Raw genomic sequence first — 15022 nt, 5'->3', positions numbered from 1 at the left:
AACCCATAATCATGATTAAAAAAATTCCATTAGCAGTATTAACCTTAGTGTTGGTAGCTTCTTGCGTATCGCCTAAAGTATATAAAGAATTAGAAGGCAAGTATGCCAATTTAAAACAGGAAAACAGAAAACTTTCAGATGAAAACGATGCTCTTTTAAACGCAAAAAACACAGCTGAAAATGAACTGAAACAACTCACAGCGGCCTATAATGAAGCTGTTGCAGAACGCGATAAACTACAAGCCGATTACAATGCCACAAAATCCAATTTAGATAATTTAAAAGCCTCTTATGATGCTTTAGAGAAAAACAGTTCAGCTTCAATTGCCGAAAACTCCAAAAAAAACAGAGAATTATTAGCCCAATTGGAAGCCAAGGAACAAGCGTTGGCAACCGAAAACGCACGTTTGGCAAAACTTAAAAAAGAGCTGCAAGAACGCTCAGACCGCGTGGCGGAATTAGAAAGTGTAATCGCCTCAAAAGATGCCGCCATGACCGCCTTGAAAAATGCCATTTCAAGAGCTTTAACCGATTTTGAAGGCAAAGGATTAACCGTTGAGCAACGCGACGGAAAAGTATACGTATCCATGGAAAACAAGTTGTTATTCGGCTCAGGAAGTTGGGCCGTAGGCACCGAAGGTCGTAGAGCCGTTCAGCAATTAGGCAGTGTTTTGGGCGTTAATCCAGACATCGCCGTTTTAATAGAAGGCCACACCGATAATGCACCCTATCAAGGCAGCGGTAACTTAAGCGGTAACTGGGATTTGTCAACCAAACGCGCCACGGCCATCGTAAATATTCTTAGAGAAAACCCGTCTATAAATGCAGAAAATTTAACCGCTGCCGGTCGAGGTGAATTTGCGCCAATTGCATCAAACGATACACCCGAAGGCAAAGCAAAAAACAGACGGATTGAAGTTATTCTAACACCAAAGTTAGATGAGCTTTCTAAATTGCTAAATGAACATTAGTATTTGGGCGTTCCCTTTCAGGTCGGGCTTTTCGTTCCCAATCTTTTTGCTCGTGCCTCACAAAAAGGATTTCCACTGCAATCCCTAACGCATAAAAAACCTTTAAAAGCCCTAATAGCTTTTAAAGGTTTTTTATCTTTACATCTTAATTAAAATACGATCGATTTGTTATTCCTGCGCATGCGGGCATCCACAATAAACTTTTAAATTAAAAAAATTCCGTCCCGATAACCATCGGGATTCTCGGGACTATCAAATGCATTATTTATGAAATACACAACACTACCAAACACCAAAATAAAAATCAGTAAAATATGCTTGGGCACCATGACCTGGGGAAACCAAAACAACCAAAACGATGGTTTCGCCCAAATGGACTATGCCTTGGAGCACGGTGTAAACTTTTGGGATACCGCCGAAATGTATGCCGTTCCCTCAAGTCCGGAAACCTATGGCACTACCGAAACCATTATTGGTAATTGGTTTGCAAAAACAGGCCACCGCGACAAAGTGGTTTTAGCCTCAAAAATAGCCGGGAATGGCGATTACACGGCACATATTCGTACCAATGGTTTTGCGCCCGAAGCCCTCAAAGAGGCCGTAAATAATAGCTTGAAGCGTTTGCAGACCGAATATATTGACTTATATCAGTTGCACTGGCCCGAACGCGATACCAATTACTTTGGAGTTCGGGATTATAAACACAATTCGGAAAACGAATGGAAAGATAATTTTAACGAAATCCTGCATACTTTCGATGGTATCATTAAATCGGGTAAAATTCGGCACATAGGCATTTCAAACGAAAAAGCCTGGGGAACCATGCGTTATTTAGAAGAATCCAAAGCGCACAATTTACCAAGAATGGCAACCATTCAAAACCCGTATTCCTTATTAAACAGAACCTTTGAAGGCGATTTGGCCGAGGTTTCCATCCGTGAAAACATTGGTTTATTGGCTTATTCACCCATGGCATTTGGCGTGCTCTCGGGGAAATATATAAAAGGAACGGCAGCAGATAATGCGCGATTAAAACTGTTTCCAAGATTTGGACGATATACGAATCCGCAAGCTACAGAGGCTACAAAAAAATACCTAAAAATTGCAGAAGACAACAACATGAGTTTAGCCCAAATGAGTTTAGCTTTTGTGACCCAACAACCTTTTGTAACCAGCAATATTATAGGCGCTACCAATGTAGAGCAACTCAAGGAAAATATCGATAGCATTAATGTGGTTTTAAGTGATGAGATTCTGTCACAAATAAACGAAGTGCATGATGCCATTCCCAATCCGGCGCCTTAAGCTTATATAAGGATTGTTTTTTTGTATCAAAAAAAGATAAAGAAGCCTAAACGTCGTACCTTAAAAACTGGGTTTGATGCAACTTTTAGTGTGTTGTTTTTCAAATACATAAAAATAGTGACTTCCTAAAGGCAAAACACAAACCCTGAGCGCAGCAGACAGGCTGAAACAGCGCTCAAATAATTATTTACACACCAAAACTTTTAAACCTCTAAACTTTACCTTATTTTTGCTTCTTTAAAATCAATCTAAATAAGCTTGCAAGACACAATAGCAAATTTAAAACGCGGAGAACGAGGCATAATCACTGATGTTTCGTCCATTCATATCCCTTTAAAACTTTTGGAAATGGGGTGCTTGCCAGGGAACCCTGTACAGCTATTACAGGTAGCTCCTTTTGCAGACCCTATGTATTTAAACATAAACGGTACGCATTTAGCGATTAGAAGAGAAACGGCTATTCATATTTTAATAGAAAAAATAGCAAATGAGTAAGCAAATAAATGTAGCTTTAATAGGTAATCCAAACACTGGTAAGACCTCGGTTTTTAATGCTCTTACCGGATTAAACCAAAAAGTTGGCAACTACCCGGGCATTACCGTTGAAAAAAAAGAAGGTATATGTAAATTACCGCGTGGTGTAAAAGCCCATATTATAGATTTGCCCGGAACCTATAGTTTAAACGCATCATCACTTGACGAAAATGTTGTCATTGAGCTTCTGCTAAATAAAAACGATAAAGATTTTCCTGACATTGCCGTGGTTGTTAGCGATGTGGAAAACCTTAAAAGAAACCTCTTACTGTTCACCCAAATTAAAGATTTAGAAATTCCAACGGTACTTGTTATTAATATGGCAGACCGCATGAATTACAAAGGTATTTCTTTAGATATCCCCTATTTGGAAAAACATTTAGAAACCAAAATTGCTTTGGTAAGTACTAGAAAAAATCAAGGCGTTGACCATTTAAAAGATTTAATTGCCAATTATAAAGAGCTTTCCGTAAACCCATGTATTGATGCTTCAGAAATTGACGCAGAATATTTCGACAACCTAAAAAAGGCCTTTCCAAACCAATTATTGTACAAACTATGGTTGGTTATTACACAGGATGTGAATTTTGGAAAAACGGACAGAAAGGAAATTGATGCCATTGCCGGTTTTAAAACAAAAAGTGAAAGCGAATTAAAACGATTACAGCAAAGAGAAACCATTAAGCGTTATCAGTTTATTAACAACGTCCTTAAAAAAGGACAAACCATTGATGCGTCTCAAGCTAAAGATTTGCGCGCAAAACTAGATAGGGTTTTAACCCACAAAGTTTGGGGCTATGTAATTTTCTTTATCATTTTACTCACTATTTTCCAAGCCATTTACGATTGGTCTAGCGTACCCATGGATTTTATTGATAGTGTTTTTGCATCCCTTAGCGAGTGGACTAATGATAAATTGCCTAGCGGGGCTTTTACCAATTTATTAGCTGATGGAATTATTCCCGGCCTAGGCGGCATCGTTATATTTATTCCGCAAATCGCCTTTTTATTTCTGTTTATTGCCGTGCTTGAAGAAAGTGGCTATATGAGTCGTGTGGTGTTTTTAATGGACCGTGTTATGCGTCGTTTTGGTTTAAGCGGAAAAAGCGTCGTGCCATTAATTTCGGGTACAGCCTGTGCCATTCCTGCTATTATGGCCACCCGTAATATTGAAAGTTGGAAAGAACGCTTAATAACCATTTTAGTAACGCCGTTTACAACCTGTTCAGCTCGACTTCCCGTATACCTAATTATTATTGCGTTGGTAATTCCCGATGGTCGATTTTTAGGTTTAAGCTTTCAAGCCTTAACATTAATGTTGTTGTACCTTATTGGTTTTGGAACTGCCGTAGTTTCGGCCTATATTTTAAATAAAATCTTAAAAATAAAAAGTAAATCGTTTTTTGTGGTTGAAATGCCAAATTACAAGCTCCCGCTAATTAAAAATGTAGCTTTAACGGTTGTTGAAAAAACCAAAGCTTTCGTGTTTGGTGCCGGTAAAATTATTCTTGCCATTTCTATTGTGCTTTGGTTTCTGGCCTCTTATGGCCCCGGAGAAGATTTTAATAATGCTGAAAATATTGTAAAAGCGGAGTATGCGTCACAAAATTTAAGTGAAGATGAATTGCATCAACACATCGCATCGTATAAATTAGAACATTCGTTTATTGGTATAACAGGAAGAGCCATAGAACCTGCAATACGCCCATTGGGTTACGACTGGAAAATTGGCATTGCCATTGTAAGTAGTTTTGCGGCTCGTGAGGTGTTTGTGGGTACGTTGGCAACTATTTATAGCGTTGGAAGTGATGAAGAAGAAACCATTAAAAACCGAATGGCGGGAGAGGTTAACCCCATTTTAGGTGGGCCGTTGTTTAATTTTGCATCGGGCATTTCGCTATTGTTGTTTTATGCTTTCGCCATGCAATGTATGAGCACGCTAGCCATTGTTAAAAAAGAAACGAACAGCTGGAAATGGCCCATGTGGCAACTTATTATCATGAGTGCTTTTGCTTATGTAGTTGCCCTAATTGCTTTTCAAGTTTTAAAATAATTCCGTTCCTACAAAAGCAGGAATCGTATGAAATGAAACTAAAATATTTACGACAAAATAAAATATGAATACCATCATACAAAACATACTAGCTTTTACGGTACTCGCTTTTGCGATTAGGTTTTTAGTGTTAAAGTTTGTTTGGAAACCAAAAAAGAAAACAGCCAAAGCTTGCGGTGGTACTGATGGCTGTGGTTGTCATTAAACTATTTATTATACTTTTCAAACCATGCCAAAGTGTGCGCCACTTTGCTAATTAAGTTACTTGGTTTGTTGGCAATACCGTGAGATGCCCCGGGAATTTCAACTAAAACCGTTTCAATTTTTCGCAGCTTTAAAGCGTGATACAATTGTTTGGCTTCACTTGGTGGCGTACGCAAATCGTCCATACCAACCATAACCATAGTAGGCGTTTCAATATTGCCAACCAACGATATGGGTGAAAACTTCCAATAGGTTTCAAAATTTTCCCAAGGTTGCCCCGGATAACGCGAGTTCGCATAACCATAGTAATTATCGGCAACCAAGGTTTTACTAATCCAATTTATAACGGGTTTTGCAACCACAGCGGCTTTAAAACGGTTGTTTTTGCCAATAATCCACGTGGTCATAATACCGCCTGCACTTCCGCCAGTAACAAAAAGTTTTTGATTATCAACGATGCCTTTTTCAACCAAATAATCAACACCATCCATAACATCGTTATAATCTTCACCGGGGTAATTATTGTACAACAAGTTTGCAAATTCCTCACCATAACTTGTACTTCCGCGAGGATTCGGGTAAAAAACCACATAACCTTCGGCGGCATATAATTGAATTTCTGCGGTAAACCGATCGCCATAATTTAGAATGGGGCCACCGTGATTTTCAACCAACAAAGGATATGTTTTCGTAGCATCATAAAAAGGCGGTTTTACAATCCAACCTTGAATATCTCGACCATCGAAGGAAGATTTATACCAAACTTCTTCGGTCTGTCCTAATTGCCTATAATCTAAAACATCGGCATTCAAATTTGTTAATTTTTTTGCTGATTTTTTATTTTGAATAACAGCCAATTCCGCAGGATAATCCGGGGTGGATTCAGTAAAAACAATAGTGCCATTATCAGAAACCGAATATGAGCCAGAAGCATAAGGACGACCAATAGTTGTGCCGCCCATATTATCGGCGAGTTTTGTAACTCTTCCCAAAGTAGTCATATGGGCAATTTTAGAATTTCCTTTATCATCGTAAGTGAAATACAAACCTTTACCCGAGTTATCCCAAGAAATATTGGATACGCTACGGTCTAGATTTGAAGATATAATACGCCGATTGCTACCATCGGCATTCATAATATTTAATTGCATCGTTTGAAAAGCTTGCACTTTATCTTCATAGGACAAAAAAGCAATGGTTTTTCCGTCTGGAGAAACCTTTGGCGAAAAGTCCGGTCCGTTTTGGGAAGTAAGTGCCGTTATGCTTTTGGTATCAATATTAACTTTATAAACTTCGCTGTTCCTAAATTCATACTCCCAATTATCACTTCTATTGGCGGAAAAATAAATGGTTTTGCCGTTGGGTGAAAATGAAAAATTGCCACTATGGTTATAATTTCCCGAAGTGATTTGCCTTGCAGTTCCACCTTCAGCGGGGATTGTAAAAATGTGCGTAAACCCCGGTTCCATATACCCTTTTCCGTCTGCTTCGTGTTTCAATCTATCTGTTATTCTAGCTGGTTTTGCCCAAGTTGCCCCTTTTGGTTTGGTGGGCATTTTTATTACTACCGGTGCTTTTTGAGAAACAAACATGGTAAATGCAAGTTGCTTGCCATCGGGCGACCAAGTTAACGACCCCGGAGAATGTTCTAACTGAGACAGTTTTGCTATGTTACCGGAACTGACCCAATACATGTATAATTCCGAACCTTCTTCCGTGGAACTCGAAAATGCAATTCTATCACCGGTTGGCGACCAACTTGCTTGCGATTCGTTAACTTCTCTAGCGGTTAGTTTTCTATGAAACGTGCCATCCGTATTTATAATCCAAAGATTGCCTTTGGCGGCATCCTTCATGATATCAAACCCATTTCTTTTGTAAACAATTTGTGTTCCATCCGGTGAAATTTGAGGATCTGAGGCCCACTCCAACTCAAAAACATCCAAAGGCTGAAACAGTTCTTTTTTAATTTGACCACAAACGGCATTGACAAAAACGACTGAAACCAGAAAAACAATAACACGATTCATAAATATTTCTTTTTAAAAGTTTAAAGTTAATAATTATAGTGTTTGGTTTGAGAATTAATTTTTTTAGTTATATTTGAAAATTATTTAAGCTTACTTAAATTTTTAATTAACCAAGCAATAAATGTCTACAGCTATTGAAAATTTTGTAAAGGCCATTTACAAAAACGAAAAGAATGATAGTGATGATACCAAACCTGGAAACATCGCCAAAAAACTGGGTATATCTAATGCTGCCGCTACCGATATGGCTAAGAAATTAGCGACTAAAGATATCCTTCATTACGAGAAATACCAAGAGTTAAAGCTCACAGAAAAAGGCACAAAAATGGCACTTAATGTGGTGCGTAAACATCGGCTTTGGGAGTCTTTATTATTTAGAATGTTCGATATGTCGTTGCACGAAATCCATAGGGAATCTGAATTATTAGAGCATCAAACCTCCGATTTTTTAGCCAATAAAATAAGTGAATATTTAGGCAACCCTAAGTTCGATCCGCATGGCGACCCCATTCCAAATGCCCAAGGCGAAATTACGACTAAAGACACCTCGGTAGCCCTTGCAAACACCCAAGAAGGCAAGACGTACACCATTTCCAGATTGATGAGCGACGACAAAGAATTCTTTGACTTTTGTGCGTTAAACGGTTTGAAATACGGAAACACCATTGTGGTTACCAAACAATTTTCAAAAAACAAAATGACTCAAATTCTAATTAACAACAACACCATTATTTTAAACCAAGATTTTACAAATATTATTTATGTTAATGAAACCAACTAACAGCAACATATTTTTAGGCTTAACATTTTTTGCTTCCACTTTTTTATGGTCTCAAGAAAAAAAAGAACTTGAGCCATTAATTACGGACAGACCCGATCAAACTGAGTCGCCCAGTGTAGTGCCCAAAAACTTTTTGCAAGTAGAAACGGGAGCGTTTTACGAGTCGTTTAAAACCAACAATATTAAGACCGAAGATTTTACGTTTAATTCAACTTTATTGCGATATGGGCTGTTGGATAACCTGGAATTGCGTTTAGGTTGGGATTTTGTTGAAGGCAAAACCAAGGTAAACGGAAACACTTTAAACAACGTATCAAGCGGATTTAACCCCTTATTATTAGGCGTAAAAACGAGCATAGCCAAAGAAAACGGATGCTTTCCGGAAATAGGTTTATTGGGTCATTTGTATTTGCCCTTTACCGCAAGTACAGATTATAAGCCAGAAACAACGGGTGTGGATTTTAGGCTGGCGTTTGCGCATACACTCAGCGAAAACAGCAGTTTGTCTTATAATCTCGGTGCAGCATGGGGTAACGATTCACCCGAGGCTTCATATGTTTACACTATTGCCTTCGGACAAAGTATTACAAATCGTTTGGGCGCTTACACGGAATTGTACGGCGACTTGCCAGAAAACAGCAAAGCCAATCATTTATGGGATGCAGGCTTAACTTATTTAATAAACAACAATGTACAATTAGATGCCACCGTTGGCTCTAGTATCACTAAAGGACAAGATATATTAATAAGTGCTGGGATAAGTTTCAGAATACCAAAAACCAATAATTAAATCCTGCAAGGTTTTCAAAACCTTGTAGGTATAAAAAACAACCATGAAGAAAACAATATTAATCATTGCAATAACACTAGCTTTTTTCAACTGTAAAAACAACAAACAAGAAAACGGCAAACCAAACATAGTTACCACAACAACCATGATTACCGATTTGGTTAAAAACATTGGTGGCGACCTGGTTAATGTACAGGGTTTAATGGGAAGCGGTGTCGATCCGCACCTCTATAAAGCAAGCGAAGGCGATGTATCAAAATTGGTTAATGCCGATATTATTTTTTACAACGGATTGCATTTAGAAGGGAAATTGGTTGAAGTATTTGAAAAAATGGAAAGCCAAACAAAAACACCTATTGCTTTGGCCGAAGACATTGATAAAAGCACCTTAATTGGTTCTGATTATTTCGCATCGAACTACGACCCACACGTTTGGTTTAATATCGCATACTTCAAGCAATTTGCTAGTAAAGTAGCTGCGGTATTATCTGCAAAAGATCCAAAAAATTCAGTCTACTATTCCGAAAACAAAAAGCAATATTTAGCAAAATTAGATACGCTTCAGAGCACCATTAAAAGCATCATTGAAACCCTTCCAAAAGAAAAAAGAATATTGGTTACGGCACACGACGCTTTTAATTATTTCGGGAAAAGCTATGGTTTCGAGGTGGTTGGATTACAGGGTTTATCAACAGCAACCGAGGCTGGAGTTCAAGATGTTCAAAAATTAGCAGCATTCATTATAAATAAAAATGTAAAAGCTATTTTTGTTGAGAGCTCTGTGCCAAAACGCACGATTGAAGCCTTACAAGCTGCAGTAAACTCAAAAGGGCATAACGTAGAAATTGGCGGGACTTTATATTCTGATGCCCTGGGAAATGCGGGAACGGTTGAAGGCACTTATATTGGTATGTTCGAATATAATGTGAATACAATTGTGAATGCTTTAAAATAATTCCTGCGAAAGCAGGAATCCCAACAAAAAAATAGTTGAATCTTAAATGGAAAAAAAAACAAAGAAAAATATAAGAGACAGTAATTCTATTAATAAGACTCCTGCCTCCGCAGGAGTAATAGCAGTACAAGTAGACGATTTAACGGTTGCATACAACTACAAACCGGTGCTTTGGGATATTGATTTGGAAATCCCAGAAGGCGTACTTATGGCTATTGTAGGGCCAAATGGCGCAGGAAAATCAACCTTAATAAAAGCCATATTAGGCATTTTAAAACCGATTGCCGGTAGCGTTAGCATATATGGAAAACCATATAACGCGCAACGCAAATTAGTTGCTTACGTACCCCAAAAAGGAAGTGTAGACTGGGATTTCCCAACAACCGCCTTAGATGTTGTGATGATGGGAACCTACGGCAGTTTGGGCTGGATAAAACGTCCGCGGCAAAAAGAGAAAAAAGCAGCACTTGAAGCTTTGGAAAAAGTAGGCATGCTATCGTTTAAAGGACGACAAATAAGCCAGCTTTCCGGCGGACAACAACAGCGTATTTTTTTGGCGCGTGCCTTGGTGCAAAATGCGTCTATTTATTTTATGGACGAACCCTTTCAAGGTGTCGATGCCTCAACCGAAATAGCCATTATCAATATTTTAAAAGCACTGCGAAAAGCCGGAAAAACTGTTATCGTGGTACATCACGATTTACAAACCGTTCCAGAATATTTTGACTGGGTAACCTTTTTAAATGTGAAAAAAATTGCAACAGGTCCGGTTAAGGATATTTTTAACGACGATAATTTAACTAAAACCTACGGTATTAATTACAAAGTAAGTATTCAGGAGTAATACAAGTTGGCAGTCGCAGTCGCGGTTTACAGTACATACTCAAATGGTAAAAACAAAAAGGAACAATAAAGGAGGAAATAAACACAAACATTGCAAAAGTGAGAGTCCCGAGTTCGGACAGCGTCCGAATCGTCAATCTGCAGAAATAATGAACAAAGGAATGGAGATGCGAAACGAAGTTTCAAGCACGTAATTCCGAGAGTGAATGTTCCGCAAGAATTTCCTCAGATTAATATGATTTTTATGGTTTTGTATTTAGTTTGAAATGTCTGCTAGACATTCCTAAAAAAACTAAATAGTGTATCAAGACAAAATGAACAGAAATAGATTCAAAAAGAAAAAAATTAATAAAATAGGTTTCTGCTTCGCAGGAATAACAAAATGAATTTGCAAGAATATTTTTCTTTGGTATTCAGTGATTACACATTGCGAACCATCACACTCGGAACAGCCATTTTAGGTGCAGTAACGGGTATGCTTGGAAGTTTCGCGGTGCTCAGAAAACAAAGCCTTTTAGGCGATGCTATTTCACACGCAGCGTTACCGGGCATTGCAATCGCTTTTTTTATTACGGGCGCAAAAGACAGCAACACACTCATTTTAGGTGCTTTAGTAAGTGGATTAATTGGAACGTTTTGGATTCGGGGTATAATCACCAAAACCCATTTAAAATCTGATACAGCTTTGGGTTTAATACTGTCTTTATTCTTTGGATTTGGCATGTTACTTCTCACCTTTATTCAAAAACAACCCAATGCCAATCAAGCGGGTTTGGATAAATATTTATTCGGGCAAGCCGCTACTTTAGTGGTAAGTGATGTTTGGATGATGACCATCGTAACTGGTATTTGCCTCATCGTGCTTTTGCTTTTCTGGAAAGAATTTAAAATTCTTTTATTTGATGCCGATTACACAAAAACATTGGGTTTCAACACTAAGTTTATTGATGTTTTAATTACCACTTTTATTGTTTTGGCCATTGTTTTAGGCCTACAGACCGTTGGTGTGGTATTAATGAGCGCTTTGTTATTAGCGCCCGCAGCCGCCGCTAGGCAATGGACAAACAGTTTAAGCACCATGATTTTTCTTGCTGCCGTGTTTGGTGCCTTTTCAGGGGTTTTCGGAACCGCCATTAGTGCGAGTCAAAACAACCTTTCAACGGGACCGATCATTGTTTTGGTCGCTGCCGTTTTTGTGGTGTTTTCGTTTGTGTTTTCCCCAAGTCGCGGGTTGTTATTTAAACAAATCCGATTTATAAAAAACAGACGTGATTTAGAGCTTCATAAAACCTTGGCTTTTATGTATCATATAGCTGAAACACACGAAAATATTTCGCATCCGCATGCCATTAAAATATTGAATAATTTTCAAGGCTACACCAAAGGAAGCCTTCAAAAATTAGTGAAAAGAAACTATGTAAAACTAGATGGAAGCATGTGGAGTTTAACTGAAGAAGGCTTTAAAACCGCTTCTAATTTATACAATCAACAAACTGATGAATAGCGCTCAAATCGAAATACAATTAATTGCGAGTTTGGTGGCTGTGGCTTGTGCTATTCCTGGCACATTTTTAGTGCTCCGTAAAATGGCCATGATAAGCGATGCCATTAGTCATTCCATTTTACCAGGTATTGTTATCGGGTTTTTCATTACCCAAGACCTCAACTCGCCTTTGCTCATTTTGCTCGCTGCTTTAACAGGAATTGTTACGGTTATTTTAGTGGAATATATTCAAAAAACAGGTTTAGTAAAAGAAGACACCGCCATTGGTTTGGTGTTTCCGGCACTGTTTAGTATTGGGGTAATTATGATTGCCAAAAACGCCAACGATGTGCATTTGGATGTCGATGCCGTTTTATTGGGCGAATTGGCTTTTGCGCCATTTGATAGATTGCTTATTTCGGGTGTTGATGTTGGCCCAAAATCTTTATGGATTATAGGCAGTATTTTAATAGTTACCGTAGTATTATTAATTACTTTTTTCAAGGAATTAAAAGTAAGCACTTTTGATGCAGGTTTAGCGGCCTCACTTGGTTTTTCACCAACCATTATCCATTACGGATTGATGTCGGTTTCCTCTGTAACCACTGTTGGTGCTTTTGATGCCGTTGGCGCTATTTTAGTGGTTGCCCTCATGATTGCACCCGCTGCAACCGCATACCTTTTAACAACCGATTTAAAGAAAATGCTCGCATTGGCCATAACATTTGGGGTTTTTGGCGCTATTTCCGGATATTGGTTTGCACATTGGCTCGATGCCTCAATTGCCGGCTCCATAACAAGTATGTTAGGTTTGCTGTTTTTATTCGTGTATTTATTTGCCCCAAGAAAAGGTATTATTGCTGTACTTTACAGGGAAAAGCAACAGCGCACAGAAGTATCCTTATTGACTTTTTTACTGCATTTAAAAAACCATAACGAAGAGGAAGAGCGTCATGTCAATCATTTAAACGAACATATTAATTGGCAAAAAATACGCTCTAAAACCGTTTTGGAATTAGCATTAAAAAACAATATGATTTTAATTAAAAACAACATCGTGTCGCTAACCGAAAAAGGCGACGATTTTACCTCGCAAGCCATCGACTATATTATAACCAATGAAGATGCCGAAATTGAACACATGAAAGACGATTTCTTTTTGTTTAGAGGGTAAAGTCTTTCATATTGAGGATGCAATTAAAATAAAAATACTAATTAAAGGCTGGAAAACACTGAAAATATAAAAAACACTAACTTTAGCAGCATGGCACAACACAACGAACTCGGTAAAAAAGGCGAACAATTGGCAGTCGATTTTCTGTTGAAAAACGGATACGACATTATTGAACGCAACTACCGTTTTGATAAGGCCGAGGTTGATATTATTGCCCGAAAAAAAGATGTTCTTGCCATTATTGAGGTTAAAACACGCTCGACGACCGATTTTGGAAATCCGCAAGATTTTGTAAAACCAAAACAAATTCAACGACTTGTAAAAGCTGTAGACGAATATGTTACGGTAAACGATTTAGATGTGGAAGTGCGCTTTGATATTGTCGCGATTGTTAAAGAAAAAAACAGCTATTCCATTGAGCATTTGAAAAATGCTTTTTATCATTTTTAATCGACGATTTTTTTGTCATTCCTGCGGAGGCAGGAATCAATTTTAAGTTGATTGCAATGTTATGGGTTCCTACCTTCGCAGGAATAATAAGCTTTTAGCAAACTATTCTTCTTCAAAAAACATTTTTAAGGTCTCGACGTCTTCAGGTTTTGCCACAATTTCCTTGGCTTTGTTTAAAATAAAATAAGTTGGTGTGGCAGTTACGCCATAAGCATCACCTATTTTATTTTCCCATTTGCCTTCACCGTAGACATGTATAAATTCCGGATAGTTATCAATTAGGTTTTTCCATGCCTGCGGTTCGTCTTCCAAACCTATGGCAATAACTTTCAATTTGCCCGCTTCTTGGGTTTTCACAAAGGTCTGTAATTGCGGGATTTCATCTAAACAATGTGAACACGAGCTGCTCCAAAATACGATGATGTAACGTTCGGCAGTGCTTATTTCGCTTAATTTTTTGTTGGTTTTTACACCTGATTTTTCAATTTGAAATGAAAAATCCGGAGCTTTACTTCCTATTGAGGTGTTCTTAAACAAGCGCAATCCTTTAACCAAGTCTTCATCATTCAGTGTTTTGGCAACATCAATTAAATGCGTTTCAGAAATATAATTGGCTACATTTTCGTATCCTAAATCTACCATTTGTTGCCATAGATCTACCAGTAAAACCCTTTTGGTTTCGGTTGGCGCGTTTTTCATCGCATTGCAAAAAGCATCAATATTGTTTATGTAATTCGTAAATTCATCCACATCGTCATAAGATAACCCAAACACATAATTTAGCATGCGCTCATCAAAAAAATTGGAGCTTTGCAGTGTTTTGTTGGTAAAATCCACATGGTCAAAATAATGTGTTTTTAAATTAGCGACATAGGTTTTTACATCTTCGAATGTTTTGGGGATATACGGTGTATTTGCTTTAATAAACTCTAATGCTATGGTGCCTTTGGCCAACGATTCGAAATTAGATTGTGCTTCGCGCTGGGTCTTGAAAATAGACTTTAAAGCCAAAGTATCTTTGCTTTGTTCTCTATAAAACTTGCCAATACTGTGCGTTATCATAGACATACTATTTTTATAGGATGCCAATAGTTTATTTTCTGATGAGGATTTAAATTCGACACCTGTTTCAGAATTAAACGCGAGTTCAATATCCTCTTTTCCGTTGTAGATTACATCAAAATTATAATCTTCTTGCGGAATCGCATAAACGATTCTGTACATGCCTTTTGTTGCAGTAGCCTCTAATTTAAACTCAAAAACTCCATCCTCAATTTCGGAATTTGTGACGTATTCTGAAACCGTAGGCGTTACTTTATATAACAATGCCACATTGTAATCTTCGGCGGGAGTAAATGTGCCTGTAATGGTGTGTTGCCCAAAAAATACATTTGGCAGTAAAACTGCTAAAGCAACAATTCGTTTTAACATGGGTTATAATTTAATTTT

14 protein-coding genes are annotated in these 15022 nt (G+C 37.9%); 12 read left to right on the top strand and 2 right to left on the bottom strand.

Annotated features, from left to right (window positions below; genetic code table 11):
* Positions 1–11 precede the first annotated feature (11 nt).
* From ACN5J7_RS00780 to ACN5J7_RS00760, 5 genes are all read left to right on the top strand, one after another.
* The gene (locus ACN5J7_RS00780; RefSeq protein ID WP_418602274.1) at positions 12–971 is read left to right on the top strand and encodes an OmpA family protein; all 960 of its coding nucleotides are present in this window, start codon (positions 12–14) and stop codon (positions 969–971) included.
* 267 nt (positions 972–1238) lie between these two features.
* On the top strand, positions 1239–2276 hold the full coding sequence (locus ACN5J7_RS00775) for an aldo/keto reductase (protein WP_418602273.1): 1038 nt from the start codon (positions 1239–1241) through the stop codon (positions 2274–2276).
* 258 nt (positions 2277–2534) lie between these two features.
* Positions 2535–2771 (top strand): FeoA family protein, encoded by a 237-nt coding sequence (locus tag ACN5J7_RS00770; RefSeq protein ID WP_311936677.1) that lies wholly within the window; start codon positions 2535–2537, stop codon positions 2769–2771.
* Positions 2764–4863, top strand: a complete 2100-nt coding sequence (gene feoB / locus ACN5J7_RS00765; protein ID WP_418602272.1) for a ferrous iron transport protein B — start codon at positions 2764–2766, stop codon at positions 4861–4863. The genes ACN5J7_RS00770 and feoB overlap by 8 nt, the downstream gene beginning before the upstream one ends.
* A gap of 64 nt (positions 4864–4927) precedes the next feature.
* Positions 4928–5068: a FeoB-associated Cys-rich membrane protein gene (locus ACN5J7_RS00760; protein WP_311936672.1), complete on the top strand. Its 141-nt coding sequence runs from the start codon at positions 4928–4930 to the stop codon at positions 5066–5068.
* Between the two features lies 1 nt (position 5069).
* Here ACN5J7_RS00760 and ACN5J7_RS00755 read toward each other — a convergent pair whose 3' ends face one another.
* Positions 5070–7097: a S9 family peptidase gene (locus ACN5J7_RS00755; protein ID WP_418602271.1), complete on the bottom strand. Its 2028-nt coding sequence runs from the start codon at positions 7095–7097 to the stop codon at positions 5070–5072.
* A gap of 121 nt (positions 7098–7218) precedes the next feature.
* Between ACN5J7_RS00755 and ACN5J7_RS00750 the strand changes: the two genes are divergently transcribed.
* The 7 genes from ACN5J7_RS00750 to ACN5J7_RS00720 all read left to right on the top strand — a co-directional run bounded on the left by ACN5J7_RS00750 (position 7219) and on the right by ACN5J7_RS00720 (position 13573).
* Positions 7219–7878 (top strand): metal-dependent transcriptional regulator, encoded by a 660-nt coding sequence (locus tag ACN5J7_RS00750; protein WP_311936668.1) that lies wholly within the window; start codon positions 7219–7221, stop codon positions 7876–7878.
* A complete protein-coding gene (locus tag ACN5J7_RS00745) occupies positions 7865–8668 on the top strand; it encodes a transporter (protein ID WP_418602270.1) in 804 nt (267 codons plus the stop codon). The genes ACN5J7_RS00750 and ACN5J7_RS00745 overlap by 14 nt, the downstream gene beginning before the upstream one ends.
* A gap of 43 nt (positions 8669–8711) precedes the next feature.
* The gene (locus ACN5J7_RS00740; protein ID WP_418602269.1) at positions 8712–9623 is read left to right on the top strand and encodes a metal ABC transporter solute-binding protein, Zn/Mn family; all 912 of its coding nucleotides are present in this window, start codon (positions 8712–8714) and stop codon (positions 9621–9623) included.
* Positions 9624–9669: 46 nt separating this feature from the next.
* A complete protein-coding gene (locus ACN5J7_RS00735; protein WP_418602268.1) occupies positions 9670–10467 on the top strand; it encodes a metal ABC transporter ATP-binding protein in 798 nt (265 codons plus the stop codon).
* A 381-nt stretch (positions 10468–10848) separates the two neighbouring features.
* Positions 10849–11970: a metal ABC transporter permease gene (locus ACN5J7_RS00730; protein WP_418602267.1), complete on the top strand. Its 1122-nt coding sequence runs from the start codon at positions 10849–10851 to the stop codon at positions 11968–11970.
* On the top strand, positions 11963–13123 hold the full coding sequence (locus tag ACN5J7_RS00725) for a metal ABC transporter permease (RefSeq protein WP_311936654.1): 1161 nt from the start codon (positions 11963–11965) through the stop codon (positions 13121–13123). Before ACN5J7_RS00730 ends, ACN5J7_RS00725 begins: the two co-directional genes overlap by 8 nt.
* A gap of 90 nt (positions 13124–13213) precedes the next feature.
* The gene (locus tag ACN5J7_RS00720; RefSeq protein WP_418602266.1) at positions 13214–13573 is read left to right on the top strand and encodes a YraN family protein; all 360 of its coding nucleotides are present in this window, start codon (positions 13214–13216) and stop codon (positions 13571–13573) included.
* A 102-nt stretch (positions 13574–13675) separates the two neighbouring features.
* Here ACN5J7_RS00720 and ACN5J7_RS00715 read toward each other — a convergent pair whose 3' ends face one another.
* A complete protein-coding gene (locus tag ACN5J7_RS00715) occupies positions 13676–15004 on the bottom strand; it encodes a TlpA family protein disulfide reductase (protein WP_418602265.1) in 1329 nt (442 codons plus the stop codon).
* Positions 15005–15022 lie beyond the last annotated feature (18 nt).

This window comes from Hwangdonia sp., assembly GCF_048381975.1.
Taxonomy (GTDB): Bacteria; Bacteroidota; Bacteroidia; order Flavobacteriales; family Flavobacteriaceae; genus Hwangdonia; species Hwangdonia seohaensis.
The sequence above is the reverse complement of the archived record's forward strand: the minus strand, read 5'-3'. Positions and strand labels throughout refer to the sequence as shown.

What these genes read in the sequence shown, in the direction of transcription:
- ACN5J7_RS00780 (WP_418602274.1), top strand. Translation starts at nt 12, where the DNA reads ATGATTAAAAAAATTCCATTAGCAGTATTAACCTTAGTGTTGGTAGCT.
- ACN5J7_RS00775 (WP_418602273.1), top strand. Translation starts at nt 1,239, where the DNA reads ATGAAATACACAACACTACCAAACACCAAAATAAAAATCAGTAAAATA.
- feoB (WP_418602272.1), top strand. Translation starts at nt 2,764, where the DNA reads ATGAGTAAGCAAATAAATGTAGCTTTAATAGGTAATCCAAACACTGGT.
- ACN5J7_RS00760 (WP_311936672.1), top strand. Translation starts at nt 4,928, where the DNA reads ATGAATACCATCATACAAAACATACTAGCTTTTACGGTACTCGCTTTT.
- ACN5J7_RS00755 (WP_418602271.1), bottom strand. Translation starts at nt 7,097, where the DNA reads ATGAATCGTGTTATTGTTTTTCTGGTTTCAGTCGTTTTTGTCAATGCC.
- ACN5J7_RS00750 (WP_311936668.1), top strand. Translation starts at nt 7,219, where the DNA reads ATGTCTACAGCTATTGAAAATTTTGTAAAGGCCATTTACAAAAACGAA.
- ACN5J7_RS00745 (WP_418602270.1), top strand. Translation starts at nt 7,865, where the DNA reads ATGAAACCAACTAACAGCAACATATTTTTAGGCTTAACATTTTTTGCT.
- ACN5J7_RS00740 (WP_418602269.1), top strand. Translation starts at nt 8,712, where the DNA reads ATGAAGAAAACAATATTAATCATTGCAATAACACTAGCTTTTTTCAAC.
- ACN5J7_RS00735 (WP_418602268.1), top strand. Translation starts at nt 9,670, where the DNA reads ATGGAAAAAAAAACAAAGAAAAATATAAGAGACAGTAATTCTATTAAT.
- ACN5J7_RS00730 (WP_418602267.1), top strand. Translation starts at nt 10,849, where the DNA reads ATGAATTTGCAAGAATATTTTTCTTTGGTATTCAGTGATTACACATTG.
- ACN5J7_RS00725 (WP_311936654.1), top strand. Translation starts at nt 11,963, where the DNA reads ATGAATAGCGCTCAAATCGAAATACAATTAATTGCGAGTTTGGTGGCT.
- ACN5J7_RS00720 (WP_418602266.1), top strand. Translation starts at nt 13,214, where the DNA reads ATGGCACAACACAACGAACTCGGTAAAAAAGGCGAACAATTGGCAGTC.
- ACN5J7_RS00715 (WP_418602265.1), bottom strand. Translation starts at nt 15,004, where the DNA reads ATGTTAAAACGAATTGTTGCTTTAGCAGTTTTACTGCCAAATGTATTT.